Annotated in this window: 25 protein-coding genes and 5 pseudogenes; 20 read left to right on the forward strand and 10 right to left on the reverse strand. The window is 58.2% G+C overall.

Features of this window, described 5'->3' with window-relative positions; genetic code table 11:
• Positions 1 to 44 precede the first annotated feature (44 nt).
• The 8 genes from QDY28_RS25530 to QDY28_RS25565 all read left to right on the forward strand — a co-directional run bounded on the left by QDY28_RS25530 (position 45) and on the right by QDY28_RS25565 (position 7138).
• Complete coding sequence (locus QDY28_RS25530; RefSeq protein WP_331384175.1) at positions 45 to 356, forward strand: hypothetical protein; 312 nt, start codon at positions 45 to 47, stop codon at positions 354 to 356.
• 105 nt (positions 357 to 461) lie between these two features.
• Positions 462 to 1418 carry an ABC transporter substrate-binding protein gene (locus QDY28_RS25535; RefSeq protein WP_331384176.1) on the forward strand — a complete coding sequence of 319 codons (957 nt, stop codon included), beginning with the start codon at positions 462 to 464 and terminating at the stop codon, positions 1416 to 1418.
• 30 nt (positions 1419 to 1448) lie between these two features.
• Positions 1449 to 2378: an ABC transporter permease gene (locus QDY28_RS25540; protein ID WP_331384177.1), complete on the forward strand. Its 930-nt coding sequence runs from the start codon at positions 1449 to 1451 to the stop codon at positions 2376 to 2378.
• Positions 2375 to 3169 carry an ABC transporter ATP-binding protein gene (locus tag QDY28_RS25545; protein ID WP_331384178.1) on the forward strand — a complete coding sequence of 265 codons (795 nt, stop codon included), beginning with the start codon at positions 2375 to 2377 and terminating at the stop codon, positions 3167 to 3169. The genes QDY28_RS25540 and QDY28_RS25545 overlap by 4 nt, the downstream gene beginning before the upstream one ends.
• A gap of 37 nt (positions 3170 to 3206) precedes the next feature.
• On the forward strand, positions 3207 to 4670 hold the full coding sequence (locus tag QDY28_RS25550) for an NAD-dependent succinate-semialdehyde dehydrogenase (protein ID WP_331384179.1): 1464 nt from the start codon (positions 3207 to 3209) through the stop codon (positions 4668 to 4670).
• A complete protein-coding gene (locus QDY28_RS25555; protein WP_331384208.1) occupies positions 4670 to 5623 on the forward strand; it encodes a dihydrodipicolinate synthase family protein in 954 nt (317 codons plus the stop codon). The genes QDY28_RS25550 and QDY28_RS25555 overlap by 1 nt, the downstream gene beginning before the upstream one ends.
• A gap of 42 nt (positions 5624 to 5665) precedes the next feature.
• On the forward strand, positions 5666 to 6217 hold the full coding sequence (locus QDY28_RS25560; protein WP_442967584.1) for a 3-hydroxyanthranilate 3,4-dioxygenase: 552 nt from the start codon (positions 5666 to 5668) through the stop codon (positions 6215 to 6217).
• Positions 6218 to 6322: 105 nt separating this feature from the next.
• Positions 6323 to 7138 carry an aspartate dehydrogenase gene (locus tag QDY28_RS25565; RefSeq protein ID WP_331384180.1) on the forward strand — a complete coding sequence of 272 codons (816 nt, stop codon included), beginning with the start codon at positions 6323 to 6325 and terminating at the stop codon, positions 7136 to 7138.
• A 368-nt stretch (positions 7139 to 7506) separates the two neighbouring features.
• On the opposite strand, the pseudogene QDY28_RS25570 reads toward QDY28_RS25565, so the two are convergent.
• Positions 7507 to 8595: pseudogene (locus QDY28_RS25570) on the reverse strand (IS110 family transposase); the annotation flags it as partial.
• Positions 8596 to 8944: 349 nt separating this feature from the next.
• On the opposite strand from QDY28_RS25570, the pseudogene QDY28_RS25575 reads away from it, so the two are divergent.
• Positions 8945 to 9607 (forward strand): annotated as a pseudogene (locus QDY28_RS25575) (IS110 family transposase); the annotation flags it as partial.
• Between the two features lie 340 nt (positions 9608 to 9947).
• Here the strand turns inward: QDY28_RS25575 and QDY28_RS25580 are convergent.
• The 5 genes and pseudogenes from QDY28_RS25580 to QDY28_RS25600 form a co-directional block, all read right to left on the reverse strand.
• Positions 9948 to 10196 carry a hypothetical protein gene (locus QDY28_RS25580; RefSeq protein WP_331384181.1) on the reverse strand — a complete coding sequence of 83 codons (249 nt, stop codon included), beginning with the start codon at positions 10194 to 10196 and terminating at the stop codon, positions 9948 to 9950.
• Positions 10197 to 10260: 64 nt separating this feature from the next.
• Positions 10261 to 10345 (reverse strand): annotated as a pseudogene (locus tag QDY28_RS25585) (nucleoside kinase); the annotation flags it as partial.
• Positions 10346 to 10556: 211 nt separating this feature from the next.
• Positions 10557 to 11051, reverse strand: coding sequence for an SRPBCC family protein (locus QDY28_RS25590; RefSeq protein ID WP_331384182.1), 495 nt, complete (start codon positions 11049 to 11051; stop codon positions 10557 to 10559).
• 20 nt (positions 11052 to 11071) lie between these two features.
• Positions 11072 to 11257 (reverse strand): hypothetical protein, encoded by a 186-nt coding sequence (locus QDY28_RS25595; RefSeq protein ID WP_331384183.1) that lies wholly within the window; start codon positions 11255 to 11257, stop codon positions 11072 to 11074.
• Between the two features lie 152 nt (positions 11258 to 11409).
• Positions 11410 to 11862: an SMP-30/gluconolactonase/LRE family protein gene (locus QDY28_RS25600; RefSeq protein WP_331384184.1), complete on the reverse strand. Its 453-nt coding sequence runs from the start codon at positions 11860 to 11862 to the stop codon at positions 11410 to 11412.
• Between the two features lie 325 nt (positions 11863 to 12187).
• On the opposite strand from QDY28_RS25600, the gene QDY28_RS25605 reads away from it, so the two are divergent.
• The 4 genes and pseudogenes from QDY28_RS25605 to QDY28_RS25620 all read left to right on the forward strand — a co-directional run.
• Positions 12188 to 12787, forward strand: a complete 600-nt coding sequence (locus tag QDY28_RS25605) for a Crp/Fnr family transcriptional regulator (protein ID WP_331384185.1) — start codon at positions 12188 to 12190, stop codon at positions 12785 to 12787.
• A gap of 152 nt (positions 12788 to 12939) precedes the next feature.
• A complete protein-coding gene (locus QDY28_RS25610) occupies positions 12940 to 13350 on the forward strand; it encodes a VOC family protein (protein ID WP_331384186.1) in 411 nt (136 codons plus the stop codon).
• A 614-nt stretch (positions 13351 to 13964) separates the two neighbouring features.
• The gene (locus QDY28_RS25615) at positions 13965 to 14861 is read left to right on the forward strand and encodes a phosphotransferase (protein WP_331384187.1); all 897 of its coding nucleotides are present in this window, start codon (positions 13965 to 13967) and stop codon (positions 14859 to 14861) included.
• Positions 14862 to 14899: 38 nt separating this feature from the next.
• Positions 14900 to 15256, forward strand: a pseudogene (locus QDY28_RS25620) (RES family NAD+ phosphorylase); the annotation flags it as partial.
• A 125-nt stretch (positions 15257 to 15381) separates the two neighbouring features.
• On the opposite strand, the gene QDY28_RS25625 reads toward QDY28_RS25620, so the two are convergent.
• Together QDY28_RS25625 and QDY28_RS25630 are read right to left on the reverse strand one after the other, a co-directional pair.
• A complete protein-coding gene (locus tag QDY28_RS25625) occupies positions 15382 to 16023 on the reverse strand; it encodes a peroxiredoxin-like family protein (protein WP_331384188.1) in 642 nt (213 codons plus the stop codon).
• Positions 16024 to 16370: 347 nt separating this feature from the next.
• Positions 16371 to 16835, reverse strand: coding sequence for a BA14K family protein (locus tag QDY28_RS25630; RefSeq protein WP_331384189.1), 465 nt, complete (start codon positions 16833 to 16835; stop codon positions 16371 to 16373).
• 147 nt (positions 16836 to 16982) lie between these two features.
• On the opposite strand from QDY28_RS25630, the pseudogene QDY28_RS25635 reads away from it, so the two are divergent.
• From QDY28_RS25635 to QDY28_RS25645, 3 genes and pseudogenes are all read left to right on the forward strand, one after another.
• Positions 16983 to 17882, forward strand: a pseudogene (locus tag QDY28_RS25635) (Mu transposase domain-containing protein); the annotation flags it as partial.
• The gene (istB, locus tag QDY28_RS25640; protein ID WP_331384190.1) at positions 17879 to 18718 is read left to right on the forward strand and encodes an IS21-like element helper ATPase IstB; all 840 of its coding nucleotides are present in this window, start codon (positions 17879 to 17881) and stop codon (positions 18716 to 18718) included. The pseudogene QDY28_RS25635 and the gene istB, both read left to right, overlap by 4 nt.
• Before the next feature lie 737 nt (positions 18719 to 19455).
• A complete protein-coding gene (locus QDY28_RS25645; RefSeq protein WP_331384191.1) occupies positions 19456 to 19848 on the forward strand; it encodes an ester cyclase in 393 nt (130 codons plus the stop codon).
• Positions 19849 to 20053: 205 nt separating this feature from the next.
• On the opposite strand, the gene QDY28_RS25650 is transcribed toward QDY28_RS25645, so the two are convergent.
• Both QDY28_RS25650 and QDY28_RS25655 read right to left on the reverse strand, forming a co-directional pair.
• Positions 20054 to 20842: a DDE-type integrase/transposase/recombinase gene (locus QDY28_RS25650; RefSeq protein WP_331384192.1), complete on the reverse strand. Its 789-nt coding sequence runs from the start codon at positions 20840 to 20842 to the stop codon at positions 20054 to 20056.
• 310 nt (positions 20843 to 21152) lie between these two features.
• On the reverse strand, positions 21153 to 22148 hold the full coding sequence (locus QDY28_RS25655) for a LacI family DNA-binding transcriptional regulator (RefSeq protein WP_331384193.1): 996 nt from the start codon (positions 22146 to 22148) through the stop codon (positions 21153 to 21155).
• Positions 22149 to 22320: 172 nt separating this feature from the next.
• Between QDY28_RS25655 and QDY28_RS25660 the strand changes: the two genes are divergently transcribed.
• The 4 genes from QDY28_RS25660 (at position 22321) to QDY28_RS25675 (ending at position 26190) form a co-directional block, all read left to right on the forward strand.
• On the forward strand, positions 22321 to 23268 hold the full coding sequence (locus tag QDY28_RS25660) for a sugar ABC transporter substrate-binding protein (protein ID WP_331384194.1): 948 nt from the start codon (positions 22321 to 22323) through the stop codon (positions 23266 to 23268).
• Between the two features lie 125 nt (positions 23269 to 23393).
• Entirely contained in the window at positions 23394 to 24515 is a 1122-nt protein-coding gene (locus QDY28_RS25665) for an ABC transporter permease (RefSeq protein ID WP_331384195.1), read from the forward strand.
• 2 nt (positions 24516 to 24517) lie between these two features.
• On the forward strand, positions 24518 to 25312 hold the full coding sequence (locus QDY28_RS25670; protein WP_331384196.1) for an ATP-binding cassette domain-containing protein: 795 nt from the start codon (positions 24518 to 24520) through the stop codon (positions 25310 to 25312).
• A gap of 74 nt (positions 25313 to 25386) precedes the next feature.
• Positions 25387 to 26190: a TIM barrel protein gene (locus tag QDY28_RS25675; protein WP_331384197.1), complete on the forward strand. Its 804-nt coding sequence runs from the start codon at positions 25387 to 25389 to the stop codon at positions 26188 to 26190.
• The last annotated feature ends 5 nt before the right edge of the window (positions 26191 to 26195 follow it).

Below are 26195 nucleotides of genomic sequence, written 5' to 3' on the forward strand. Positions count from 1 at the left end.
GGTGGGCGGCATGCGCCGCTACGCTCAGGCGACGGTAGTCGTCGATGAACGGTGCATATTCTCCACCGATGCAGGAACTCGGCGAGTATTCCCGCTCCCGTTCCTCAAGGGACATCGTCTCCCAACCCAATGACATGTTTCTCGTTCCAGTTACGGTTGATGGCCAGATTATCGGCAGTTTGTCGCGGTTCGAAAATGAAAAACAAGACGTCTTGGTATTCCTTCTGAGAATACACAGGAGGAAGCTCAGTGAGAATCTGCCTTTGCGCTTGCAAGAAGGCACCACTTCAAGCCATCGCCTTGCTTCTGACATTCCCCCTGCTCATATCAACGCGCTGTCAATTCAATTGCGCTGATCGAACGCGTCCTCGATTGTATCGCCGTAACGAGGGGTGCTGCGGGCCTAAGGGGATCGCGGCAATAACAGTAGAACGCAACAGTTCACGCAACGGAGATACAATATGTCCAGGATGTTTTTGGCCAAGACGCTCGCTGGTGTGCTGCTGGCAACAGCGGGTACGTTTCAGTTCGCGCATGCGCAGACGGTGGCTGTGACGCAATTTGTCGAGCATCCGGAACTCGACAAGGTGCGCCAGGGCGCATTGGATGCGCTGAAGGACGCTGGTTACACGTCGGCCAAGGTGGTGTTTGAAAGCGCTCAGGCTGATATCGCCACCGCCTCGCAGATCGCGAGCCGCTTCAACAGCCTCAATCCCGCGGTTATCATCGCGATCGCGACGCCGTCGGCCCAGATGGTCATCAATACTGGAACGTCCGTTCCCGTCGTATTCGGCGCAGTCTCGGATCCAGTTGCGGCCGGATTGGTCAAGAATCTCGAACACCCAGGTGCCAATGTGACGGGAACTTCCGCCCGTCCGGACGTTGGTCCGCAACTCGATCAGATTGCAGCACTGACCCCCAGAGTGAAGCGCATCGGCGTGCTGTTCAATCCCGCTGAGGTCAATTCGAAGGTCCTCGTCGAGGACTTTGCGAAACAAGGCGCCGCACGGGGCTTCGAAGTACGAACCGAGGCGGTAGCCTCATCGGCGGACGTTTTGAGCGCCACGGCCAACCTTGTCGATCGCGTCGATGCCATCTATGTTCCGACGGACAGCACGGTGGTATCCGGGCTTGAAGCTGCCGTGGCGCTGGCGATCGAAAAGAAGCTGCCGCTCTACACAGCCGACACGAACGGAATAAACCGGGGTGCACTCGCCGCCATCGGCTACGACTACTATCAGGTCGGCCGCGACACCGGCACGATCGCAGCGCGAATCCTTGCAGGTGAAAAGCCCGGCGACATCGCGGTCGTCCCTGCCACCAGATCCACCCAACTATTCAACGCCGCGACGGCCCGCGCTATCGGCATCACGATCCCACAAACCCTGTTGGACCAGGCATCGGCTGTTGTCAAATAAGTAGGCTGCCAAGAAGAGGGGAGAGGTCCAATGGGCTATTCAGCATTCATGACGTCGCTCGAACTCGGCTTTGTCTACGGGTTTGTTGCGCTTGGTGTTTTCATTTCCTTCCGTGTTCTGGATTTTCCGGACCTGACCGCCGATGGCAGTTTCCCGGCCGGCGCGGCCGTGGCGGCATCTCTGATCGTCAACGGTCACAATCCGTTTCTCGCAACCGCTGCCGCAGTCCTCGTCGGAGCACTATGTGGCATTGTTACCGCCGCGTTGAATCGCAAGTTCAAGATTCTGCATCTGCTTGCCGGCATCCTGACCATGATCGCAATGTTCTCCATCAACCTGCGCATCATGGGACAGCCCAATACGCCGCTGCTCGGCGGCGATACGGTGCTGACGCCGCTTCGCGGCCTGGGGCTGGAACTCTCCCTGCTCAAGGTTCTGTTCGCAGGTACGGTTGTATTGATCTTCGGCGGGCTGCTTTCCTGGTTCCTTCTCTCCGATGCCGGCCTGGCCATGCGCGCGACGGGAGCCAATCCTCGCATGGCCCGCGCCAACGGCATTGACGTCGATTACAACATCTATCTGGGCCTGGCGCTGTCGAACGGCCTGATTGCACTTGGGGGGGCACTGTTTGCCCAGCTTGCCGGTTTCGCAGACGTACAGATGGGTTCCGGAACAATCCTGATCGGGTTGGCCGCGGTCATCCTTGGCGAAGCCCTGTTCCGCGTGAGAGCGCTTGTAATCATCGTATTCGCCTGCATCGTTGGGTCGATTGCCTACCGACTCGCAATCGGCTTTGCACTGAACTCGCAGTCGCTCGGCCTGCGGTCGTCAGACCTCCGTCTCGTTACGGCCGTTCTGGTTGCAGTTGCGTTCATCGTTTCGACCGCGCGCCGTAATTCAAACTGGATCCCATGGCGCAGAACAGTCCGTAAGGCGGGCCAGGAAGGAGCCCGCTCATGATCGACGTCCAAAACATCTCGGTGATCTTCGGAGAAGGTACACCACTTCAGGCAACGGCACTCCGCAATCTCTCAGTATCGATCGACGAAGGTGAGTTTGTCACTGTCATCGGTTCGAATGGCGCAGGCAAGTCAACGCTGCTCAATGCCATCGCCGGCGAGGTCCGGGTGACGTCAGGCGCTATCCGCGTGGATGGCGATGTTGTTACAGGCCAACCGACTTTCAGGCGGGCCAACCGTATCGCGCGCGTGTTTCAGGACCCCATGGCTGGAACATGTGAAGCGCTCACCGTCGAGGAGAACATGGCCCTGGCATCCCGTCGCGGGACGCGTCGAGATTTTCTGAAGGCGTTGTCCGAGCCGGTTCGGGAGCGATTTCGAGATCGACTCGCAACCCTCGGTATCGGTCTGGAAAAACGGCTCGGAGACTCGATGGGGTTGTTGTCAGGCGGCCAAAGGCAGGCGGTGAGCCTTTTGATGGCAACCTTGACGCCCAGCCGCATACTGCTCCTGGATGAACATACCGCCGCGCTCGATCCGCACGCGAGCGAACTGGTCCTGAGGTTGACGGACCGCTTTGTCGGTGAACTGGGTCTGACGAGCCTTATGGTGACGCATAGCATGCGTCACGCCATCGAGCATGGCAACCGTCTCATCATGATGCACCAGGGCCAGGTAGTTTTCGATGTCCGTGGAGATGACAAGGCGAGGCTCACCGTGGCCGAAGTCCTCAACATGTTCAGCAATCTCAAGGGATCCGCTGTCGAAAGCGACCGGATGTTGCTGGGCTAGTGCCGCGGCTTCGGATCCACAAAATGTAAGGTGTTTGATGACCCAGTACCCCGACCTCCAGCTCTATATCGATGGTTCATGGAGAACATCGCCCGAAAGTCTGCCGGTGATCAATCCGGCCGACGAAACGGCAATCGGCCGTGTTCCCGTGGCATCGCGCGCTGACCTTGATGATGCACTTGCCGCCGCTGCCCGGGGCTTTGCTGTCTGGCGAAACTATTCGCCGCGCAAGCGTGGTGAAATCATCCTCAAGGCTGCCGCGCTCATGCGCGAACGGGCGGATGAAATTGCCCTTTCGATCACGCTTGAGCACGGCAAGCCTCTCGATCAGGCTCGTCTTGAAGTCATACGCGGATGCGAATTTTTCGAATGGGACGCGGGCGAAGGCCAGCGCGACTATGGCCGCGTGATTCCCAGCGAACCGGGCCTATCCTATACGGTCGTCCATCAGCCGATCGGGACCGTCGCGGCTTTTTCACCGTGGAATTTCCCGATGAGTCAGCCGTCGCGCAAGATCGCCGGAGCATTGGCAGCGGGATGCTCGATCATCATCAAGGCCGCCGAGGAAACACCGGCGGGCGCGTTGCACATCGCGCGCGCGTTCCACGACGCCGGACTGCCGCCGGGTGTACTCAATCTGGTGTTCGGCATTCCGTCCGACATTTCGTCCTACCTCATCCCTCACGACCAGATCCGGCTGGTGGCTTTCACTGGCTCGACCGCGGTCGGCAAGCATTTGACGGGGATCGCCGCTCAACATATGACGCCGGTCCTCATGGAGCTCGGCGGCCATGCACCGGTCATCGTCTGCGACGATGTGAACCCGCATGAGGCCGCAATAACCTCGGCCATCCGTAAGGCCCGAAACGCTGGTCAGGTCTGCACCTCTCCGACACGGTTCTTCGTCCATGAGCGGCTGTTTGAAGACTTCGCGCGGACCTTCGCCGAAACGGCGGCGCGAGTAAAAGTTGGCAATGGCCTCGACCCGATGACCGAAATGGGGCCGCTGGCGAATAGCCGCCGTATCGACGCGATGGAGACTCTCGTGGCGGACGCCCGGCAGAAGGGTGCCAGGGTACTGGCGGGCGGAGAACGGGTCAGTGGCAAGGGTTACTTCTTCCCCGTGACCGTCCTCGCCGAGGTGCCGGAAGATGCGCGTATCATGTCTGAAGAACCCTTCGGACCGCTTGCGGTTATCAACCCGGTGAGTTCGCTCGACGAGGCGATCGAGAAAGCAAACAGCCTCCCGTTCGGTCTGGCGGCATATGCGTTCACTCATTCGGCGAACAATGTTGCCCGCCTGATCAATGAAGTCGAGGCGGGTAACCTCTCGATCAACACGCTTGAAGCCTCTGTAGCGGAGACACCGTTCGGAGGCGTCAAATCGAGCGGTTATGGTCGCGAGGGCGGAGCCGAGGGGCTCAGTCACTACACCATCATAAAAAACGTATCACACCGAACAGGCCATCTTGGGGCGGCAACACCGCAGGGCGAGGAATGATGAAGTACTCAAAGAAAGATGCGAAAGCCTATGCTCGTGCCAATTTCAAGGGCATTTGGGCGGCGGCGCTTACCCCGTTCACACGTGAACTGGCAATCGATGAAGATGGCCTTCATAAAAATATGGCGCACTGGATGGACGATCTGGGGATCAACGGTGTCTTCGTGGCCGGCAAGCAAGGCGAATTCTTTTCCATGTCGCTTGAGGAAAGAAAACGCGTGTTCGAGGTGGCGGTGCAGGCTGCCGCCGGTCGCGGTGGAACGATCATGTCCTGCTCCGACCAGAATATGGATGTCGTGATCGACCTTGCCCGGCACGCTCAGCGCGTCGGCGCGGATTATATCGTCGTGCACGCTCCCCTGCTGCATTTCTTCAAGGCCCAGGATGAGACCCTTTACGAGTACTATCGGTATATCGCCGAGAAGGTCGATATTGGCATCGCGCTCTGGAGCCATCCAGACAGCGGCTACCTGATGAGCCCAGAGCTTTGCAATCGGCTTGCCGATATCGAAAATATCGTCGCGATTAAATACAGCGTGCCGCGTCCCATGTACACGAAGCTCTCCCAGTTGGCCGGAGATCGCATTCTTGTGAGCACAGCTTCTGAAGAGGAGTGGCTCGATAACATCGTCGAGCTCAATTGGCAGCTCTACTTGTGTTCATCTCCGCCCTGCCTGTTGCAGACGAAGACCGATAGGCGGATGCGCCAGTATACAGACCTCGCTTTTGCGGGCGACTTTAACGCTGCACGGCTGGTTCGGGATTCGCTTGAGCCTGTTCGCGAGGCTCTGCGACGCACTCGCCCCACCGAGAAGCCTCATGCACATCAGAAGTATTGGCAGGAATTGCTGGGTCAGGTCGGCGGCGCTGTCCGCCGTCCACTGCTCGAGCTAACAGAATCCGAAAAGCAGGCGACCCGGCAAGCTTTCGTGGAATGCGGTTTGAAACTTTAAGACATCAACGCGAGCACCGGATGATCCGGTCGGGAGGTACTAATGACAAAGCTGGGACGCCTTCAGGGATTCAACTTCAATGCATGGATCGAGGAAAACAAGCATTTGCTTAAGCCACCGGTCGGCAATCAGCAGATCTGGAAGGATGCCGAGCTGATGGTAACGGTGGTCGGCGGACCAAACAAGCGTACCGACTACCATGACGATCCGGTGGAAGAATTCTTCTACCAGCTTAAGGGCGATATGGTGCTCAAGGTCGTGGATAATGGCGAGCATTATGACGTGACGATCCGGGAGGGAGAGATTTTCCTGCTGCCGGCACACGTTCGTCACTCACCGCAGCGGCCGCAAGAAGGATCTATCGGTCTCGTCGTAGAACCCAAGCGCCCGGAAGGATGGCTTGATGCCTTCGAATGGTACTGCTTCGAGTGCAAGGGATTGGTGCATCGCGCCGAGCTTGATCTTGTCAGCATCGTCGATGACCTCCCCCCGCTCTACAAGGCCTTCTACCGTAACGAAGAGGCTCGCACATGTCCGCACTGCGGAGCCCTGCATCCAGGCAAAGAGCCGCCTGAGGGCTGGGTCTGCCTGTAACACCTAATGCCCGGCGGGCACGCCGGGCATTTCGACAAGCTGTCTGCCGTCCCACATGAATTATCACGCGGTAGGCTTTTGCCCAGCATTTTGTGAAGGACTATTATGGCGTACAACCACAATCCATTGCGCGTTGGTTTTATCGGCTGGGGCGCTATTAACCGCCGCGTGGCTAGCCTGCTATCTGAGCGCCAGCGCGAGAAGGTCTCCTTCGTAGCGGTCTGTTTACGTGATCTTGCCGAGGCGGTCGACCTGCCCGGCGATGTAGAAGTTATCACGGAGCCCTCGTCTCTGGCTGAGCTCGAACTTGATATCGTGATCGAAGCCGCCGGTCGTGCGGCCGTGGCTGAATGGGGTAAGGCCGCCCTGTCCAATGCCGGAGCATTGGCCGTCGCTTCCGCGAGCGCATTCTGCGATGATGATCTGCTGGAACTGTTCCTTCGGACGGCGAATGAACATGGCAGCCAGCTCCTGATCCCTTCTGGCGCGCTGGCTGGCATCGATGCCATTGCCGCTGCCTCTGCGCTATCGCTTGAAGAGGTGCTGCATCGGATCGTTAAGCCACCGCACGCCTGGTCGGGAACGGCCGCCGAGACGATGTTGGATCTCGCTGCCATAACGAAGGCCGAGACTTTCTTCCGAGGCTCGGCGCGCGAAGCCGCCTCGCGGTTTCCTCAAAACGCCAATGTTGCGGTGATATCTGCATTGGCAGGAATTGGTCTCGACAGGACATGCGTCGAGCTAGTCGCCGACCCCTCTGCAAAAGGGAATCGGCACGAACTCATCGTCAGCGGCGAGTTTGGAAATCTCAACATTTCGATCGAGAACCGCCCACTTGCAAGCAATCCGAAGTCCTCCGATATGGCGGCGCTGTCCCTCGTCAGATTAGTTGAAAACAGAATCCGTGCCTTCGTCATGTGATGTTGCTGTGCCCTAAACGGCATAAGATGCATTACAAATTCGAGTGCCGCGGGTTCGTATCCCTTCACATCAGGTCTTTTGTCAATTGTTCATTCGAGTGGCATCAAATTTCTCCTTGGTGAGCGGATCCGCGGTCTGAGCCCATAGCAACTACCGGCCCGGTTCTCGGGCCTATACAACACATCCGGTCGCCGCTCTCAGCGGCTGCACCATTTTCCCGCATTCGACGGGCACGGGCTCAGGAGAACGGGACCAAACTCAAGATCGGCGTTTAAAAGCCAAAAGGATTCCCGGTCCGTCCACCTGGATCCGTCAGGACTGATCAGGTCCTGAGGATTCGAATTTTCGGTTCACAGACACTTCCGGCTTCAAGCGGTTTTCATGATTGCACCTTCTATCACGACACCGGAGCTCACATACTTCCAGAGAGCCACGAGCAGCTTACGCGCGAGCGCCACGATCATCGGCGTCTTTAAGCGGCCGGCGTTGCGAGCAATGCGCTCTTTGAACCATAACGTTAGTATGGATTTCGGCTGATGCCGCAACCATAGCCAGGCGAGCTCGACCATGGTGGCTCGCAAACGTGGATTTCCTGCCTTGGAGACGCCCTGTTCGCGGTTGACGTTACCGCTTTGCCAAGGGGAGGGGGCAAGGCCTGCGTACGATGCGACTTGGCGTCGGTTGTCGAAGTGTCGGAATAACCCTTCCGTGTAAAGGATCGTGGCGAATTCCGGCCCTATTCCTTTGATGCCCAAAAGAGCGGTTGCTTCCTTCGGCGTCTCCAACGTCTCGCGGACGATCAGGGCATCGCGCTCGGCTTCTACAGCCTTGATTTGTGTGAGCAACAATTCGAGGCGATCGAGTTCTCTGCAGACTTCGGCCTTCAGGTGTTTTGATAGCGGACGGCCATCGCCAGTTCGAAGCTCATCCAGTCGTTGCCGGCGATCTCGATTGACAGGTTCGTAATCCCGTATTCCTTGCGCGAAGAGTAGTCCCTTTATCCGGTTGACGTGGAAGACGCGCTCGGCAATCAGAGTTTTCCGCTCCCGCCCGATCCGTCGGTTGTCGTCTTCCTCGGGTGTGAGAAGCCTAACCATTGAGCACGCACGCGGCTCGCCACGTTTCCATGCAATCAAAGCGCGGATCAGCGTCTCACCGTCGATGCGGTCGGTCTTCGCCCGCCGATGCCGGCGCGGCATGGCAATCGATGCGGCCTCTACAATGTGGCTCTCTATCCAAGCTTCCTTGCTCAGCACCCGTCCCAACCAGAAGCCATCCAGCCCGACCTCTTGGATCACGACCAATGGGTACAATGTGTTCTTTCGCCGTTTGACCTTCTGGCGAAGTGCTGCAAAGCACGCAAACAAACCGGCGATATCGCCTCCAGTGACGGTGTGGCGGGACATCTTCTCGCTGCAAGGTGACAGAGCTGTCACCAGCCAGGTCGATTTACTTAGACCGTCGTCTAATAGCGAGATTTGCAAGCGCCTTTTAGCGACGGATGGCTAGTTGCCGGGATCATGGTCGTCTACGCGGTCGACATAGGTCGCCGCATTATGGTGCTTCGCGGGACAGTCCTTCCAATGTATGTCTCGCACGCTGCGAGCACACTAGCAAACTCGCGGTGCAACGGTCTTAACGGAATGGACCAGCCTCGGTCCCGGCAGGGACGCCTCTTCACGCCATGGGCGCTCACAGAGCTGTATGTTCTCAGGGTGAAGGTGGCTCACCCCCGCGATAAGCTGAGATCGGGGGTTGCTTCGGATCGGCCGAAGCCGAGCCCCAACAGCTTAGCGAGGGTGAACCATGAATCAGAATAACAGGCTTTTTGTCGGTTTGGACGTCTTGAAACTGAAGATTTCTGTAGCCGTCGCGGACGGCGAGCGGGGTGGTGAAGTAAGGTTTTATGGGGACATCGCCTCGGATCCCAACTCCGTGAGGAACATCGTGGAAAAATTGGCGAAGCGAGGAGCTGTCCTCCACTTCTGCTATGAGGCCGGACCGACAGGTTACGAGCTTTACCGTCAGCTTACAGGCATGGGTCACGACTGCGTGGTAGTCGCACCGTCCCTGATACCAAAGCGCCCTGGTGATCGGGTGAAGACGAACCGGCGCGACGCGGTCAGTCTGGCAAGGCTACATCGTGCAGGTGAGTTGTTTGCAGTCTGGGTTCCAGATCGCGGACACGAAGCCATGCGCGATCTCGTGCGGGCTCGAGAGGCTGCCCAGGAGGCTCAGAAGCGGGCGCGTCAGCAGCTTCAGTCATTCCTGCTTCGACATGGTCGCATCTATTCGGGCCGCTCATCCTGGTCGCTGGCACATATGCGGTGGCTATCGACCCTGAAGTTCGAGCATCCGGCGCACTTCATCGTTCTCAAGGAATACTGCCAAGCGATCGAGGATGCCGAGGTGCGCTTGAAGCGTCTGACCGATCTGATCTCGGAGACTGTCAAATCCTGGACGATGGCTATTCCAACGAGACGAAAATTGCGCCAAGATCGACGAGAGTAGCGGTCTGCGCTTGAGATTGATCTGCTGTCATCGGCATGGTTGGCCTCCAGAGAGTTTTCTAGCGACCTCACTCTGCCACCGGGCAGGCCGCTACTCACCCCTGATGGGATCTCAAGGCGCCGGACCTAACGTCGGGCATTGGTAAGGCGGCGAACATGCCGGATATCTATTGAAGCGTATGCCGCCGTCAAAGAACAGCGCGCTCAGGACGGCATCTGGGTCTCGAAACATGATCCTTCCGGCCGAATTTGTCGAGAGCAAGAGTTCTTTGGAGCCAAGCCCGCTCAGCATCGCCGGCCTATTTTGGCCAACATCCTGCGCCTGCAACGCCGCGGGACCTGCAGCACCACATTGCATCCGCGGGCGCATTTCCAGCGGCCGGATTTTCGGTTGGTAGCTTGAAAAGCATGGTCAGATGCTGAACCTGAATGTCCCCGGCCAGATGATCCTGGATGAAGGTGGCGTTATGCAGGAGGTAGCCAAAGCCGGCATCGGCCTCGTCTATGTGACGCTTGACGGTGTCGCAGCCGATATCGCCAGCGGCCACGTGGTCCGGGTTCTCGAGAAGTGGACGCCCCCTATCCGAGGCTCTGCCTTTACTATCCCGTTACATGCCCCCGCCGCTCCAGTTCGGTAGCGACAGACGTTCTTTCCAGTACCCGAGCCGCCTTCGATTAGATAGTTCTTGATGCCCATAGGCCCCTTTTATCACGGTCTTCAATCCGGTGAGAAGACACTCGGCCTCGGTGTGCTCAGCCAACGAGCTCACCTGATCAAGGTCAGCATTCGGTACATTTCGATTAAGGGTGAATGTCTGGCGGGGACGTGCGCCCCTCCGGCCACATAAGGCCGAAGGAGTCACTTCCCAAGAGCAGATGTTCCCTCGATGCGAGTTTTCCGATCCGCGCTATTCGCCTATGCTGGAAAGCAATTCGTCGAGCTGCTTCAACTGCTCCGGCAATGCGGCCGCAGAGCCCTGTAGTGCTTCCTCAAGCGCCTCCTTGGACGGATAGACTTCGTGGGAATTCAGTAGTGTCCTCCCTCCTTGATCCTCGAAGGTAACGGTCGTGATCGCGCCCTCTTCGCCCTCGTCGTTGGTCCAGAGGATGCGCTCGTTCGGCACCACCTCGAGATACTTGCCAAAGAAGGCCATGGTGTCCGAACCGCCGGCGCCGAATTCCAGCCGATATTTGCCGCCGGTACGGACGTCCATATCGCACGACACAAGCGAAATGCCTGATACCGATTTTGGTACCCACCAGCGCTGAAACAGCTTGGGCTGGCTCCATGCCCTGTAAACCGTGCTCGGTGGCGCATTGAATGTCCGCGTTACGACGAGTTCGAGATCCCCTCTGCGCTCGACCTTCTGCGCACCACCCGCATTGTTAACTTCCTGAGTCATCGCTTCCCTCCTGTTCCATCTCAATTAAATGGCCAGCCTGCTCCGGTAACGCTGACGTCGACGGAAACGATTTGGTCTGTGCCAGCCATCTCACTCATTCTGTCCATGCCGAACCATTGCGCGGTGGTGATGAAGAGGCTGGAGCGATCATCGCCACCGAGCATGCAGGAAAAAGCGCCCCGATCTACCTTGACCTCGTCAAGCATTTCGCCGCCTTCTCGTACGCGGCGACAATTTGGGAACATCCGCATACCAGATGGCTCCCTGGCTATCGAAACATTTCCGTCTGGCGGACCGGGAAGCTCTGCCCAGATCCGCCGGTTGAAAAGTCGGCCGTCATTTGCCACATCGAAAGCAGTCAGCCGCTTGGCCAGCTTTCCGCGCAGACCAGTGTGAGGCCATCGGCAGATAGCGCCATGCCGTTCGGGAACTGAAATCCTTCTACCTGCTTCTCAGTGCTGCCATCCGGAAGAACCAGCGTAATCGCTGGTCCATTGACATAGATCCTGCCTGCAGCGTCGATGACAATTTCGTTCCATGCGCCCGGCCCCAGCGTGGCGAATTCCTTCAAGACCTTGCCGTCGAAACGCATGAGTGATGACGATCCGGACTCGACCACGAACAGATCGTTCTTTGGGCTAAAATCGAACGACAACGGTGGAGCTTCCACCGGAAGGACGAGCCGGGATTGGTTTGCCTCTTCAAGGACCCGGATTTCGCCACTCGTCCAATCGGCAAACCAGAGTTCGCCTCGATGCCAACGAGGACATTCGACAAGTCCTCTACCATTCAACAATATATTTGCGGACATATTCCTCTCCTTGCTCCACCTGCACAGGACGTACGACCTTCGATCGCGCCGACAATGTGGGGTAAATATTTTAGCCCCGCCGGACGCAAGCCTCCGACGTCAGCGCTAGCCGCTTGGTTGGCGGCGTCCATTCCGGCTATTGGCGGGTCCCGAAACCATCGAGGTGATTGCGCTTCCGCCCGATCATCCGGCGGCCCCCCATCTGGCGCGCCGACGGTCCGGAACATATGCCTCGCCTTACTTGAGCAAGCCGCGCAAGTTGCCCTTTTCCCACGAGGATGAAATGAGCCAAATTAAGACCATCGCCGACTCGCGGATTGAGCTCATGAACACAGATGCATTCTTCACCAAAATCCGGACCTACACCCATCTGTCAGAGAAAGCCGAGCTGGCCTGGTCGCCGCTCCTGCGGTCTAGACAGTATCGCAAGGAGGAGCCCTTCATTCGAGCGGGCGACGTGCCGACGACCTATGCCTTCGTCGTCGAAGGCCTGCTGTGTCAGCGCTATGTCGGCCGCGACGGCGACATGATCATTAAATGCTTCTTTCCTGAGAACCGCATTGCCTCTTCGGTCAGCGCGACCCTGCTCGGCGAGCCCAGCCCATTCGAGATTACGGCGATCGAGAACAGCACCGTCCTCGAATATGACTTTGCGGCTTTCAAGTCGCTCGTCAGCAACTTTCCCGACATTGCCGCGTTTTATATCACCTATATGGAGCGCCATTGGATTATCGAGAAAGAACCGGGCGAGATTGCGTTTAGGCATGACGACGCGATGCAGCGCTATATCGATTTCATCCGCAGGGAGCCGGAACTGCATAAGCGTTTGAAGCAGCGTCACATCGCCGCCTGGTTGGGCATCACCCCGGAAAGCCTCAGCCGGCTGCGAAAAACAATCGCGATCACAAGGCCCGACAAACGCTGACGCGATTTCTTACCAAACATCAATTCTTTCGCGGCCGGAGTGCTGCATTTCTGCTGGGCAAGCAACCGCCGTGACGGTTGCGGTGGGACATCAAACGGCGGATCTCGACCTCGGATCAAGCCGTATCCTGCCGCGAACAAAGGAAACCTAAGATGACCAAGATGATTTTCGTGAACTTGCCAGTGACCGACCTGGCTCGGTCCAAAGCCTTCTATGAGGCCCTGGGATTTGCCAATAACGCGCAGTTCAGTGACGATAACTCGGCCTGCATGGTGGTGAGCGACGCGATCAACGTCATGCTCCTCACTCATGACAAGTGGCGCGGTTTCACCAGCCGACCGATACCGCCGGCAACCTCGAGCGAAGTAATGCTGGCTATCTCCTGCGAGAGTCGCGAGGCCGTCGACCAGATGAATGATGCGGCCGCCCGAAGTGGCGGGCAAGCTGACATCAATCCGAAGCAGGACCTCGGCTTCCTGTACAATCGCAACCTCGCCGATCCGGACGGACATGTCTGGGAAGCAGTATGGATGGATCCGAATGCGATGTCTGCCGGTGGCTGAGACTTATCGCGTCGTAACCAAGTTCAAATTATAGCAGCCATGGGGCCGGCCCGGACGCAAGCGATTTCATAGGCGGCTGCTGGATCGGAACGTGAGCCCATGGCGGCTTTCGGCAGCCCGCCTGTACCATTGGATGGCCGCGAATGTGCGTAACGCAGACACCCGTCAGTTCAAGAGGGCGCCAATCGCCAGTTCCGGCGTGAGCGGACGTTCAAGCGCCTACATCGAAATGACTGGAACTGGGGCGACCTGCCAGTCCTTAACCGGACCCAAGGCCCGCCAAAGGCTCATGGGCAAACCGTCCACTAACGTGGAGTTGGACATGGGGGGACGGTCTGCCCGCAACCTGTCCGATGTTCCATCCGGTTGTAACCTTGCTGCTCCTCCTGATTGAGGAGCAGCTTGGCTTTGGTGAGAAGATCGAATAAGTCGAGTCACTTGTTTTGAGTTAAGTCGAAGACCATAGCCGCGTATCGAAAGGGAATGATCATTCGCACGTTGCAGAGCAGCTTTTGACCGTCCGCAGAGACATTGCCGACTGCTGCGATCGACTTGCCTCGATTGATTCGTTATGCAGAGCGTCTGATCGAAACGACTCTCCGGAGAAACCCAACATGGCCGCTATGCATGAAGGGCAGGTCCATATCGACGCTGATATCGCCCGTGAGATAATCTCCGATCAGTTTCCGGAATACCGCTTCGAACCGATTATCCCGGTCGCTTCAATCGGCACGGACAACGCCATTTTCAGGGTCGGGTCAGGTGTATGCGCACGATTTCCCCTGCACCCGATGGAAGCCCCGATCTGCGCCGAAAAACTGCACCGGGAGGCGGCTTCGATGAAGGAGCTTGCCGATCATTGCGCCCTCGCAACCCCCCGGCCAATCGCCATCGGCAGGCCGGGACCGCTGTTCGCGATGCCCTACTCACTGCAGAGTTGGATAGAAGGCGATGTCGCCACGCATGATAGCCACGCGGCGTCGGATACGTTTGCGCTCGGCCTTGCTGAACTGATCGCATCAATGCGCGCCGTGGAAACGCGGGATCGGCGCTTCGATCGGCCGGGACGTGGCGGGCATCTGCCGGATCACGACGCATGGATGTCGACCTGTTTCGCCAACAGCCGCGGCCTGCTCGACGTCGAACGCCTCCGTGACCTTTGGCTGCGGTTGCGTGAGCTACCTCGATCCCGGGCGGATCTGATGAACCATGGCGATCTCGTTCCGGCAAATCTCCTTGTCGGTGGTGAACAGCTTATCGGCGTGCTCGATTGTGGCGGCTTCGGTCCAGCCGATCCGGCGCTGGACCTCGTCGCTGGCTGGCACCTGCTCGATCGTAATCGACGCGAAATCCTCCGGGTGCGCCTCGGCGCCGATGAAATCGAATGGCAGCGTGGAGCAGCATGGGCGTTTCAACAGGCGATGGGCCTTGTCTGGTATTATCATTCGTCCAATCCCTCAATGAGTGCGCTCGGCCGTAGCACGCTGACCCGCATCCTCGAGGACGCGTAAAATTAGCTCCTCTCGATTCCGCCTCGTCGGCGCCAGATCTGGTTCTCACCGTGCGCCATTCCGGCCATGATAAATCAGCGCCGAGCCGGCTCAGCGATCCCCGCCGACGTGACGCCGCAAGGCGGTTCGATGTGCTCTATTTGTATTTGGGCGATACGCTCAAGGTGTGCTTTCTGGAGGCCGTGCTTCGCGACCGCCGCGACGGTCTGATCGGAGATCTCCCGATTGAGGAGAACGAATTTCATGCACGGCGGTTCGCCGAGATCGAAACGACAGAAGAACTTCGACTTGTCGACCTGCGCGATGATCATGCTGTCAGAATGGGAATTCCGACGGACGTCGCGAAATCCTCGCGACAAAGCTTGGCGCGTGCGTGGTCGCTGGCGTTTTGCGAGTAAAAATCCCGGCCGGACGGCATCATCTATCCTTCTCGGACAGGTTATTTTGACGCCCAGTCGTAAACGGCCAGGAACCCACTGAGCAACCGGGCGGCGGCGGGCGTCGAGCGCGTTTTTCGTTGTTAAAGTGCGACTTGCGACGCTACCGACATCAGTTCCTTGGAATTCGGGGCCTTGAATGTCTGGAGCCCAGCCTCCAGAACTTCAGTGAAGCTCCAGCGCACGATGCCCTCCCTGTCTATTAGGAACTGACCGACAAGCTGCCCGTGGTCAGCAGTCATCATCTGCTGATCGGCTTTCGTAATTTGATATCCTTCCTTCTCGTTGATAAATTCGTCCATTGCCATCACCCCCATAGGCTCGGGCAACTCGCCCGGGAGATCGATCCGTATCGCCATGACCGTCTCGATCCCGACCTCGCGTAGGCCGAAGGCTTGGTGCGAAGCTCGTGCCGGGTCGGAAGCAGCAAGAAGATCGGGTATCGGATGGTAACGGAAATAGAGCCGCGCCCGTTCGACCGGGGTGTTTACCACAGCCAGGGATTGGACACCTTTCTCACGCAGTACCGGGTTGAGATATGCCATGGCCGCGACATGGCGCCGGCAGAACGGGCAATGCAGGCCTCGAAACAAACCGATCAACAATGGGCTGCGGCCGCGAAAATCGTCAAGTGCGATCTTCCCCTCGCGCGAGATCGCATCGAACACAACGTTCGGAGCCCGGTCGCCCGGTTGTAGCGGATGATCGACATGGTGCGTGGACATGGACAACCTCCTCGCTCGGGATCAGTCGTACAAAGGCGCCACGTCAAGGACTGCGAGGTCGAGATTGAGCGTTGCAGGCCTAACCTCTCGTCTTACCGCACCGCCAGGAACGGATCTAAGAATGAGCCCACATGAGCCCGCGGGCAAGCAGTAAACAGCGAATCGTGAATTTGGGTGAGACGCCTTCTTTACTCGCCTCAGCTCACGGAGCTCGATGCCAATTTCTCGCGCTTGGCGATACGGCACCACCCATGCCGATGTAATGAACTCGTGAGATCCAGAAGGCGACGCTCGCGCGTCGGCCTTTTACGCGCGTCGGAGCGTGCCCGACGCCAAGGCGGCCGTAATCAACGATAAGGCGAATAGCATTGTCGCCGTGGACCGTTGTAAGGCTGGAACGTATTGTCGTAAGCCCGATACGATCTATAGCGCGAGTAGCACCAGCTTGTGTGGCTGCCTCTGCCAGCATAGGCGCCCTGCTGTGAGGCGATTATTCCGCCTATGATGGCGCCGGCTGCAAGACCGCCGATGATCGCGCCGGCATTGTCATGATGGTGATGGCGATAGTAGCGACGGCCGTAGTATCCACCCCGGTCGTAATATCCGCGATGACGATCGCCATAATGCCGGCGGTGCCAGTAGTTCCGGTTCCATTCGCCGCGCATATTGCCGCGGTCGCCTCTGTACTGGATGTTCTGAACGTCGGACATTTGCGTCTGAGGCGGATTGATAATTGGGAAAGCCTCGGCGGATGTGACGACACTGCTAAACGCGGTCACACACGACAAAGTTACGATAGCAAGCCTGATCATGTTGGTTACCTCCATTTCTAAACGTGAAATATTGTCTGAGGTTCCGATTTGATTCCGGAACAGACGCCAATCGCGTTTCGATGATCTCGCTGCGGCGTATCAGCAAGGGGCCAAACTTGCGATCGTGGCGGAGAGTTATTCCGCGCTACTACAGGTTACCGCATCGCCACGGCCCGGGAGCGTCGGCAATCAACGCGTCGATATGAGGAGCTTTGCGCCCACTATCACATGAAGCCGACGCGCAACAATAAAGGCATCGCCCACGAGAACGGCTCGATCGAGAGCGTGCACGGGCATATAAAGGCAGCAATCCGCGACGCGCTGCTTATGCGCGGCAGCAACGACTTCGACGATCTTGCCGCTTACCGTGCCTTTGTCGATGAGATCGTCAGCCGCCGCAATGCCCACAACCTCAAGCGCATCGAAGCCGAAAGGCCTCATCTGCAGGAACTGCCACAGCGCAGGACGACAGACTTCGAGGAGGTCGTCGTCAGGGTCATGCGCACCGGCGGCTTCACCCTGCGCAAGGTCTTCTACAGCGTGCCTTCACGCCTGATCGGTCACCAGCTACGGGTGCGCCTCTTCGATGACCGGCTCGATGTGTTCGTCGGCGGCACCTATCTCATGACACTCTCCAGGGGGCGGGCACATCCAGACGGCCGCCACAGCCAGGTCGTCAATTACCGGCACGTCATTCATTCTCTCCGTCAGAAGCCGATGGCGTTGTTGCGGCTCGTCTATCGAGACCAGCTCTTCCCGAGGCTGGAATATCGCCAAACCTTCGAGGCTTTGCTGGAACGATTGACCGACAAGCAAGCCTGCAAGACCATGGTCGAGATCCTGGCGCTGGCCCATGAGCGGACCTGCGAACGTGAACTCGCCGAACGGCTGGCCAGAACCCTCGATGCCGGAGAGCTTCCCGATATGGCCGAATTGCGCAAGCACTTCGCACCAGATCCTGCCACCTTGCCCGTCGTTTCCGTGCATCTCGCACCGTTGAGTGGATACGAGGCGCTGGTCGCTAGCCATGCAGGAGAACGCGCATGACCAATCCCAACGATATCGATGCCGGCCGCCTGAGCATTTTGCTGAACGAGCTTCGCCTGCCAGCAATCAAGATGCTCTGGGCAGACTTCGCCGAACAGGCCGACAGAGAGGGCTGGCCTGCTGCCCGTTTCCTGTTGGTCATAACGGAGCATGAACTTGCCGAACGCGACAGGCGCAGGATCGAGCGCCATTTGTCAGAGGCCAGATTACCGCCTGGCAAGACCCTCGACAGCTTTGCCTTCGACGCCGTGCCGATGATCTCCAAGGCACAGATCATGGCGATGACGGCAGGCGATAGCTGGTTGGCGAAGGGGGCCAATGTCCTCATGTTCGGGCCGCCGGGCGGCGGCAAGAGCCATCTTGCGGCAGCCATCGGCCTGGCGCTGGTCGAGAACGGCTGGCGCGTGCTGTTCACCAGGACGACAGACCTCGTTCAAAAGCTGCAGGTTGCACGACGCGAGTTGCAACTGGAATCCGCCATCAACAAGCTCGACAAGTTCGATCTGCTTATCCTCGACGATCTCGCCTATGTGGCAAAGGACCAAGCAGAGACCAGCGTTCTCTTCGAGCTCATCTCGGCACGCTACGAGCGGCGATCCATCCTGCTGACCGCAAATCAGCCTTTTGGCGAATGGAATCGAGTTTTCCCGGATCCCGCTATGACGCTCGCCGCGGTGGACCGCCTCGTTCATCACGCCACGATCTTCGAGATGAACGTCGAAAGCTATCGTCGCCGCTCCGCCATGGAAGCAAAACGACAGCGCGCGCGGCCTCCGGTCTACGCGACAATCAACGAGGCGGCCCAGATTGACGCTCCGCGACAATTAGAAGAGTAAAGACCGCTTGCCAGCGTCAATCAGGCTGCTAAATTGGCAACCGTCCGCGACACAACAGTCCCATCCAGATTGTCGCGCAAGTTCCTCCCAGATCGCCGCGCTATAACACTGCGATCGCCATTCGTGAAGATGGCAAGCGGATCTGGCGAGGAAACGCCTGCTGCGTGGCGGCAGCCCTGTGGCCGGAACGGATCGGCGGCTTGGTGTCCTATGCTCGCTACGACATCATCGACGTCAACGGGCAACGGCACCCTGTGGTCCTGCATTGGAAAAAGTCTCTGGTATCAGTACCTGTTCCAGACGGAGCGCGGACGCGAGTGCCTGTCGCAACACCGCCGGGATCTCTGCCGGATACTATGGAGCGAATAGTCTCCGGGCTGGCGGTTCGATGATGCCACGTTTGCAAGGTCGGCCGACGCGTTCGAAAATCCTGACTTCGTGGACGTCGTGATTAGCTGCTATCGGCATTCTTTCGGCCTTAAGGCCGGTGAGATTGCAATGCAGGAGTTCGAGGTCCGGCTGGCCCAAAAGCTTGAAATAACCGTACCGGCTGTAACCATTGACGGGACTCCCGGAAGCCAGGAGGGACGTCGGACCAGCAAAAATGTTTGTCCGGTTCACGAACATCGCGTCGTCAACGCCGGACAGAACGTGCCACAGGAGCAACCCGAGGAGTTCGCGCGCGCTGTCTCCTGAGGGTCCACGAGCAGATCAATTGAAGCCCAAGGAGGAACGAGATGACCGCCCCACTTTCGGAATTGTATCAAGAATATATCGATTGCCTCAATAGCCGGGACTGGGACAATCTGGCGAACTACGTCCATACCGAGGTCGCCTACAACGGAGAGATCGTCGGACTTGATGCGTATCAACAGGCGCGGGAGAAAGAGGCTCGTGATATCCCCGACCTGTACTACAAAATCCGCATCCTGGTCTCCGACTACAATACGGTGGCGAGCCGCCTCGAATTTGACATCAGCCCGACCGGTGAGTTTCTCGGCCTTCCCGTCAATGGCCAGCGCGTGTCGTTCTGCGAAAACGTCTTTTACGAATATAAGGGCGGCAAGATTGTCCAGGTATGGTCGGTGCTCGACAAAGCCGCGATCGAGGCTCAGCTTTTCCTAAGGTAAACCAAGCCGACTGCGACTAGGCTTTCCAGGGACGATGCCCTTGGCATCAGGTGCCATCGATGGAATCATGGGTTTCATCGTGGTCGACGACCGACGCTTCACAATCAACATTTTTCGGCATCGTTTCAGGATATGGTTCAGGGGGCGATGTCACCTTAACTTGAATTCGGATGCACGTTTGACGTTCGGCCTTTTGGGATTGATCTCAGGCCATGGCTCCCGCCGCAGCTTTCCACTCTGCGATCGCGTGGATGCGGTGAACGCGGTTTTGGAATGCGGAGCGTTGTGAGCTGGGCGGAACGAAGAGGCTGCGGACAGCGGAGAAGACAAAGACGAAGCGCTGAAGGCCTCCCGGCGATCGGAAGCCTTGCATCATCCGCTCGCGTTTTCGCAGCAGCACATGAGAGTGCTCGGCCCGGTTGTTCAGACCTTTTTGGGGTCGGTGTTCGATGTGCGGCATGACCTGTCGCCGGGCTGCTCCATAGGAGCGCAATTTGTCAGTGATCATCCGCTTCGGTGCGATACCCTGCTTCTTCAGAAGACGGGTCAGCAATTGCTTGGCGGCCTGCCCGAGAACCTCGTGACGCTTGCGCTTTTTGTTCACCGTCTCGCGTGTGGAGCCGATCTCATCGGCAAACTCGTCTGCGGACAACATCTCGGGCCGCTTAAGGATCTCAGCGACACGCTCGCTCCCGCGCTGCTTTGCGGCCGCGAGGGCTATATCCAGAGCGTCCTTTTGTGGTGTGATCTCCTCGATCTCGATTTCGGGTTCTTCGTCCGAGGATCGAATGACATATGTCACACGAACGGTGCCGCCTGTGTTCTTGGCGCGTATGACACCTTCGGAAACGCCAGAAAGCACTCGCGCAGCGGTCGCGCGGGCCGCTGCTTTTTTCTCAAAGAGTAGCTCCCATTTACCAGCATATCCGGTAATTAGATTGCCGCGACGCTCGGTGCGCTTGCGGGAACCACCTTTCTTATCGGTCATAGCCATAGGGCACCTCCGCATAGAATATGGAGTATCTCGTCAACTTCGTCAGCCAAATTCCATCGAACTTGAATCATAGGTGCGAAGGATAGCGGACGCGGGATATTGATGTTATGAAATGACATACCGCATAATGCGGTTTCTGCAAATAACTATTGAGGTCTCAATGACTTAGGTTTGGCAGATTGGTGCCGCGGGTTCTAATCCCTTCAACTGCAATAGACGCCAAACTACCGCGCCTGAGGTTCGACTCCGATCAAGGCGGTCTATCTGCCGCTTGCAAGTTTGAGCCGATATGCGTTTTATAAGGGGCGCGTCAAGCCGATGATCTTGGCACAAGGCTGCCCGGCAGAAGGACCATTTCGGCGCTACGCTTGCCGGTTATCATCGCGACCATGACGTTGATCATCTCTTCGGTAGGCTGCTCGTAACTGGTCAGCCCGTATGCGGGAACGCCCCCGAGTTCTATATTGTCGAAACCGACGACAGCGAGGTCCTGCGGAACTCGAAGTCCAAATTCGCTCCTGGCGGCATCCATTGCTCCAAGCGCCAAGATGTCGTTTTCACACATCAAGACGTCGATGCGGTGGCCCGGGGGGATGTCGCTCAAATAAATCCGCGCTGCCTCTGCGCCGGCCTGAACACTGTATCTTTCCGCGGTCAGTTCCACGACGCGTTCAATGCCCCTCTGCCGCCAGTAGTTCGCAAAGTGACGGCGTCTGCCCAGAGCGGTGGAAAGGGTTCTCGCTCCCGTCATGAATCCAGGGCGGCTGTATCCCTTGTGGAACAAATAGTCAACGATTTCGCTGAGAGCGAGGTCGGTGTCACACGCGATTGCGGGCACGCCGGGGATTTGACTGTCTCTCGCAAGGACAAACATTGGCGGGAGGCCCGGACCGAGCCTGCGATCACCCAGCGTTTCCTCACGAAAGGCCGTGCCGAATAGGATGACGGCATCGAATTGTCGCTGATCGGCGTTGATCAGCGCGTGAATATGATCGAAATGCCGATTGATATTGATCAGTACCGTCAACAGACCCTCCGCCTGCAGGCGCTCGGTGAGCAATTCCAGAACCGGAAGCTTGTGCGGATTGGCAAAGTCGTCGACGAAGACGGCGACCTGATGGGTGGTGTTCGTCGCAAGGCTGCGGGCGAGCAGATTGGGCGAATAGTTCAACGCTTCGGCGGCCTGAAGCACTTTTTGCCGGCTGGCGTCGGTGATCGACGCGCCGGGCGTAAACGCACGGATGACCGTCCATTTCGATACGCCGGCGGCTTCCGCCACCTCTTTCGCCGTCGCCCGTTTGCGCATTCTCGTCTCCTCCCGATGGAATGAATATTCCACAAAAAAATAAAAATGGAATGGATGCTTGATTTTTGTCGACAATAAAGTAACTTTGCTGAGCTTGCTACCGGGTGCAAAAGGAGTTGCTACCGGTAGCAACTTCACGGTCCGCCCACGGCGGATGTTTTGGGAGGGTAAAATGAAATTCGGTTTGAAATCGCTTCTCGGGGGTGCGGCCGTCGCTGTTGCGCTCATGTGCTCTGCAGCAGCTGTTAGCGCTGCGGACATACGCATCGTTGCCGTCACTCACGGCCAAGCCAATGATCCTTTCTGGTCCGTTGTTAAGAATGGCGTTAACGCGGCCGCCAAGGACGTCGGCGTCAGCGTCGACTATCGCGCACCGGAAACCTTCGACATGGTGTCGATGGGGCAACTCATCGATGCGGCCATCAATCAGAAGCCTGACGGGCTCATCGTCTCCATTCCGGACGCCTCGGCGCTCGGCCCGTCCATCAAGAAGGCCGTGGCCGCTGGCATTCCGGTCATCTCGATTAATTCCGGCTCGGATGTATCCAAAGAGCTTGGTGCACTTCTGCATGTCGGCCAAGACGAATACACCGCCGGCAAGGCCGCCGGTGCGAAGCTGCATGAGCTCGGCGGCAAGGAAGGCTTGTGCGTCAATCAGGAGGTCGGCAATGTCGCGCTCGACCTGCGCTGCAAGGGCTTTGCCGACGGTTTCGGCGGCAAGGTCACGGTTCTGCCCGTGAGCAATGATCCGGCCGATGTCCGCGCAAAGGTCAAGGCGGCGCTGAGTTCCAATTCGGCGGTTGATACCATCATGGCGCTTGGCGCCGGTACCGCCGGCGAGCCGTCTCTGGCGGCTGTCGAGGACGTCGGAATGACCGGCAAGATCAAGGTGGCGACCTTCGACCTTTCGGCAGATTTCCTGAAGGCCGTGGCTGCCGGCAAGGCAGCTTTCGCGATCGATCAGCAGCAGTTTCTGCAAGGCTACCTGCCCGTCGTATTCCTGGCCAACTACGCCAAATACGGGCTGATCCCAGGGGGTAACGTCCCATCCGGCCCGAACCTGATCACCAAGGAAAAGGCGGCCCAGGTCGTAGATCTTTCCGCCAAGGGCATTCGCTGAACAGAATTGCCGAAAGGCATTCTCCCAGAATCTCCTCCCCTGAACGGGGGAGGGGGTTTGGCTGATAGAGCGCGGTGCCAAGCAGCGCCGCCGTTACCCGAAATTACGATCCCGTGGGAGGAGTTATGGCTTCGCTTGAGCAAAAGGCAGCGGCTGCGACGAAAGCCGATGAGCGCGTCAAACAGGTGAGTTTTTTGACGCATATGATGCGGCGGCCCGAGCTTGGTGCCGTGGCTGGCCTTGTACTCGTCATCGTCTTTTTCTTTCTCACCGCCGATTCAACAATGTTTTCCCTTTCAGGCGTGATGACCATCATGGCGCCGGCGTCGCAATTGGGAATCCTTGCTATTGCCGCGGCACTTTTGATGATCGGAGGGGAGTTCGATCTTTCGATCGGCTCGATGGTCGCCTTTGCGGGGCTGGTCTTCGGTGTCATCCTGACGAATTTCGGTCAGCCGCTTTCGGTTGCTATCGTCATGACGATGCTCTTTGCGGCGTTCATGGGGGCGATCAATGGGCAGATCGTCATTCACACGCGTCTTCCATCCTTTATTGTGACGCTGGCATTTCTCTTCATCCTGCGCGGCCTGACGCTCGTCGGCCTGAAGTGGGCGACAGGCGGCTCGACGCAGCTTCGCGGCATCGGCGACCATGTGAAGGACAGCCCGCTGCTCGGGCTCTTTTCCGGCGATGCGCTGAAGAGCCTATTCGTCTGGCTCGCGGATCACGATCTGATCGACAAGTTCCCCAATGGCCTACCGAAGGTCACGGGCATCCCGGTATCGGTCTTGTGGTTCGTTGCTCTTGCATTGGTGGCGACCTGGCTCCTCCTGCGCACTCGCATGGGCAACTGGATCTTTGCCGCTGGTGGGGATCCCAATGCCGCAAGAAATTCCGGCGTCCCGGTCCATCGGGTGAAGACGGGCCTGTTTGCGTTGACGGCGTGTGCCGCGGCGCTGGTCGCCATCATCACCGTCCTGGATGCGGGTTCGACTGACGCCAGACGCGGCTTTCAGAAAGAGTTCGAGGCGATCATCGCCGCCGTGATTGGCGGGTGCCTGCTCACGGGTGGCTATGGTTCGGCGATCGGCGCCTTCTTCGGCGCGATCATCTTCGGCTCGGTTTCCATCGGGCTGACCTATACAAAGTTCGACTCAGACTGGTTCCAGGTCTTCCTCGGCTCGATGCTGCTTTTGGCCGTGCTCTTCAACAATTTCATCCGCCGCAAGGTTACCGGGGAGCGCTGATCATGCCAGACGTCAATAACCGAACGCCGATCATCGAAGTGACCGACATCGTCAAGCATTACGGCTCCGTGATCGCTCTCAATGGTGTCTCGATGCAAGTGTCGGCCGGCGAGGTGCTTTGTCTCCTCGGCGACAATGGCGCGGGCAAATCCACCTTGATCAAGACGCTGTCTGGTGTCGTCCGGCCGAGCGGCGGTGTATTTCGGGTGGATGGCAAGCCGGTCGATTTCCGCAGCCCGCGCGACGCCCTCGATGCGGGGATTGCGACGGTCTACCAAGATCTCGCCATGATCCCGCTGATGTCGATCACCCGTAACTTCTTCATGGGACGGGAGCCACGCAGAGGTATCTTTCCATTCCGTCGCTTCGACCTGGCGCACTGCAATGATGTCACGCGTGAAGAGATGCGCAAAATCGGCATCGATATCCGCGATCCCAATCAGGCGGTCGGGACTTTATCGGGCGGCGAACGTCAATGCGTCGCTATCGCGCGCGCCGTCTATTTCGGCGCCAAGATCCTCATTCTCGATGAGCCGACTTCGGCGCTCGGCGTGGCGCAAACCTCGATGGTGCTGAAATATATCCACCAGGTCCGGCAGAACGGACTAGGGGTGATCTTCATCACCCACAATGTCCGGCACGCCTATGCGGTCGCGGACCGCTTCACCATTCTCAATCGCGGCCAGACGCTTGGCACTTTTGCCAAGGCCGATATCGCGATGGACGAGCTTCAGAACCTCATGGCTGGTGGCAAAGAACTGCAGCAACTGTCCGAAGAGCTCGGCGGCACGATCTAGCACCGCTTATCCCGCGGCACCCGCTTGGCTCTGGCAGGCTGCCGCATTCTCAATCATCAAATATGGAAATGGTCATGAACGACGGTTCGTCGAATACATCATCCCCTTTCACGCTCGCCGTCTGCGCCGAGATGGTCTTTAAGTCGCTTCCTGTTGTCGACAGGCTGAAGCGTATCAACGAACTCGGCTTTCATGCCGAAATCTGGGATTGGACGAAACACGACATCGCCGCGCTTGCGCGGTCGGGAGCGGTCTTTTCGTCAATGACGGGCTATGTGTCCGGGACGCTTGCCGATGACGAAGGCGCGGAAGAACTATTGCGAACCGCGAAGCTGTCGATCCCCGTCGCCCGACAGCTGAATTGCCCGCGCCTTAACCTGCATGGCACCGGTCTTGACGGCAATGGACTGCCGGTCGTCAAGGCTGATCAGGTGACGGGCGCCATGTGGCTCAAGGCACGCGATACGCTGAACCGCGTTGCCGACCTCGCAGAGCAGGAGGGCGTGACCTTCGTGCTCGAGAATCTCAATCAAGCCGTCGACCACCCCAAGACGCCCTTTGCCAGGGCCGAAGATACGCTGGCGCTCGTTTCGTCCGTGAATCGACCGGCGTTAAAGCTCAACCTCGATCTCTACCACGCTCAGATCGGCGAGGGAAACCTGATCGAGCTGTGCCGGCGCGCGTTGCCCTATATCGGCGAAATCCAGGTGGCCGACGTTCCCGGTCGCATGGAACCGGGCACCGGAGAGATCAACTACAAGGCAATCGCCCGCGCGCTTAAGGACATGGGGTATCGCGGCACGATCGGCATGGAGGCATGGGCTTCCGGAGACGACGAGACGGCGCTTGCCCGCTTCCGCGACGCGTTCACCGTTTAAATATT

This window comes from Rhizobium sp. BR 362 (assembly GCF_036528765.1).
In the GTDB taxonomy this organism is placed as follows: Bacteria; Pseudomonadota; Alphaproteobacteria; order Rhizobiales; family Rhizobiaceae; genus Rhizobium.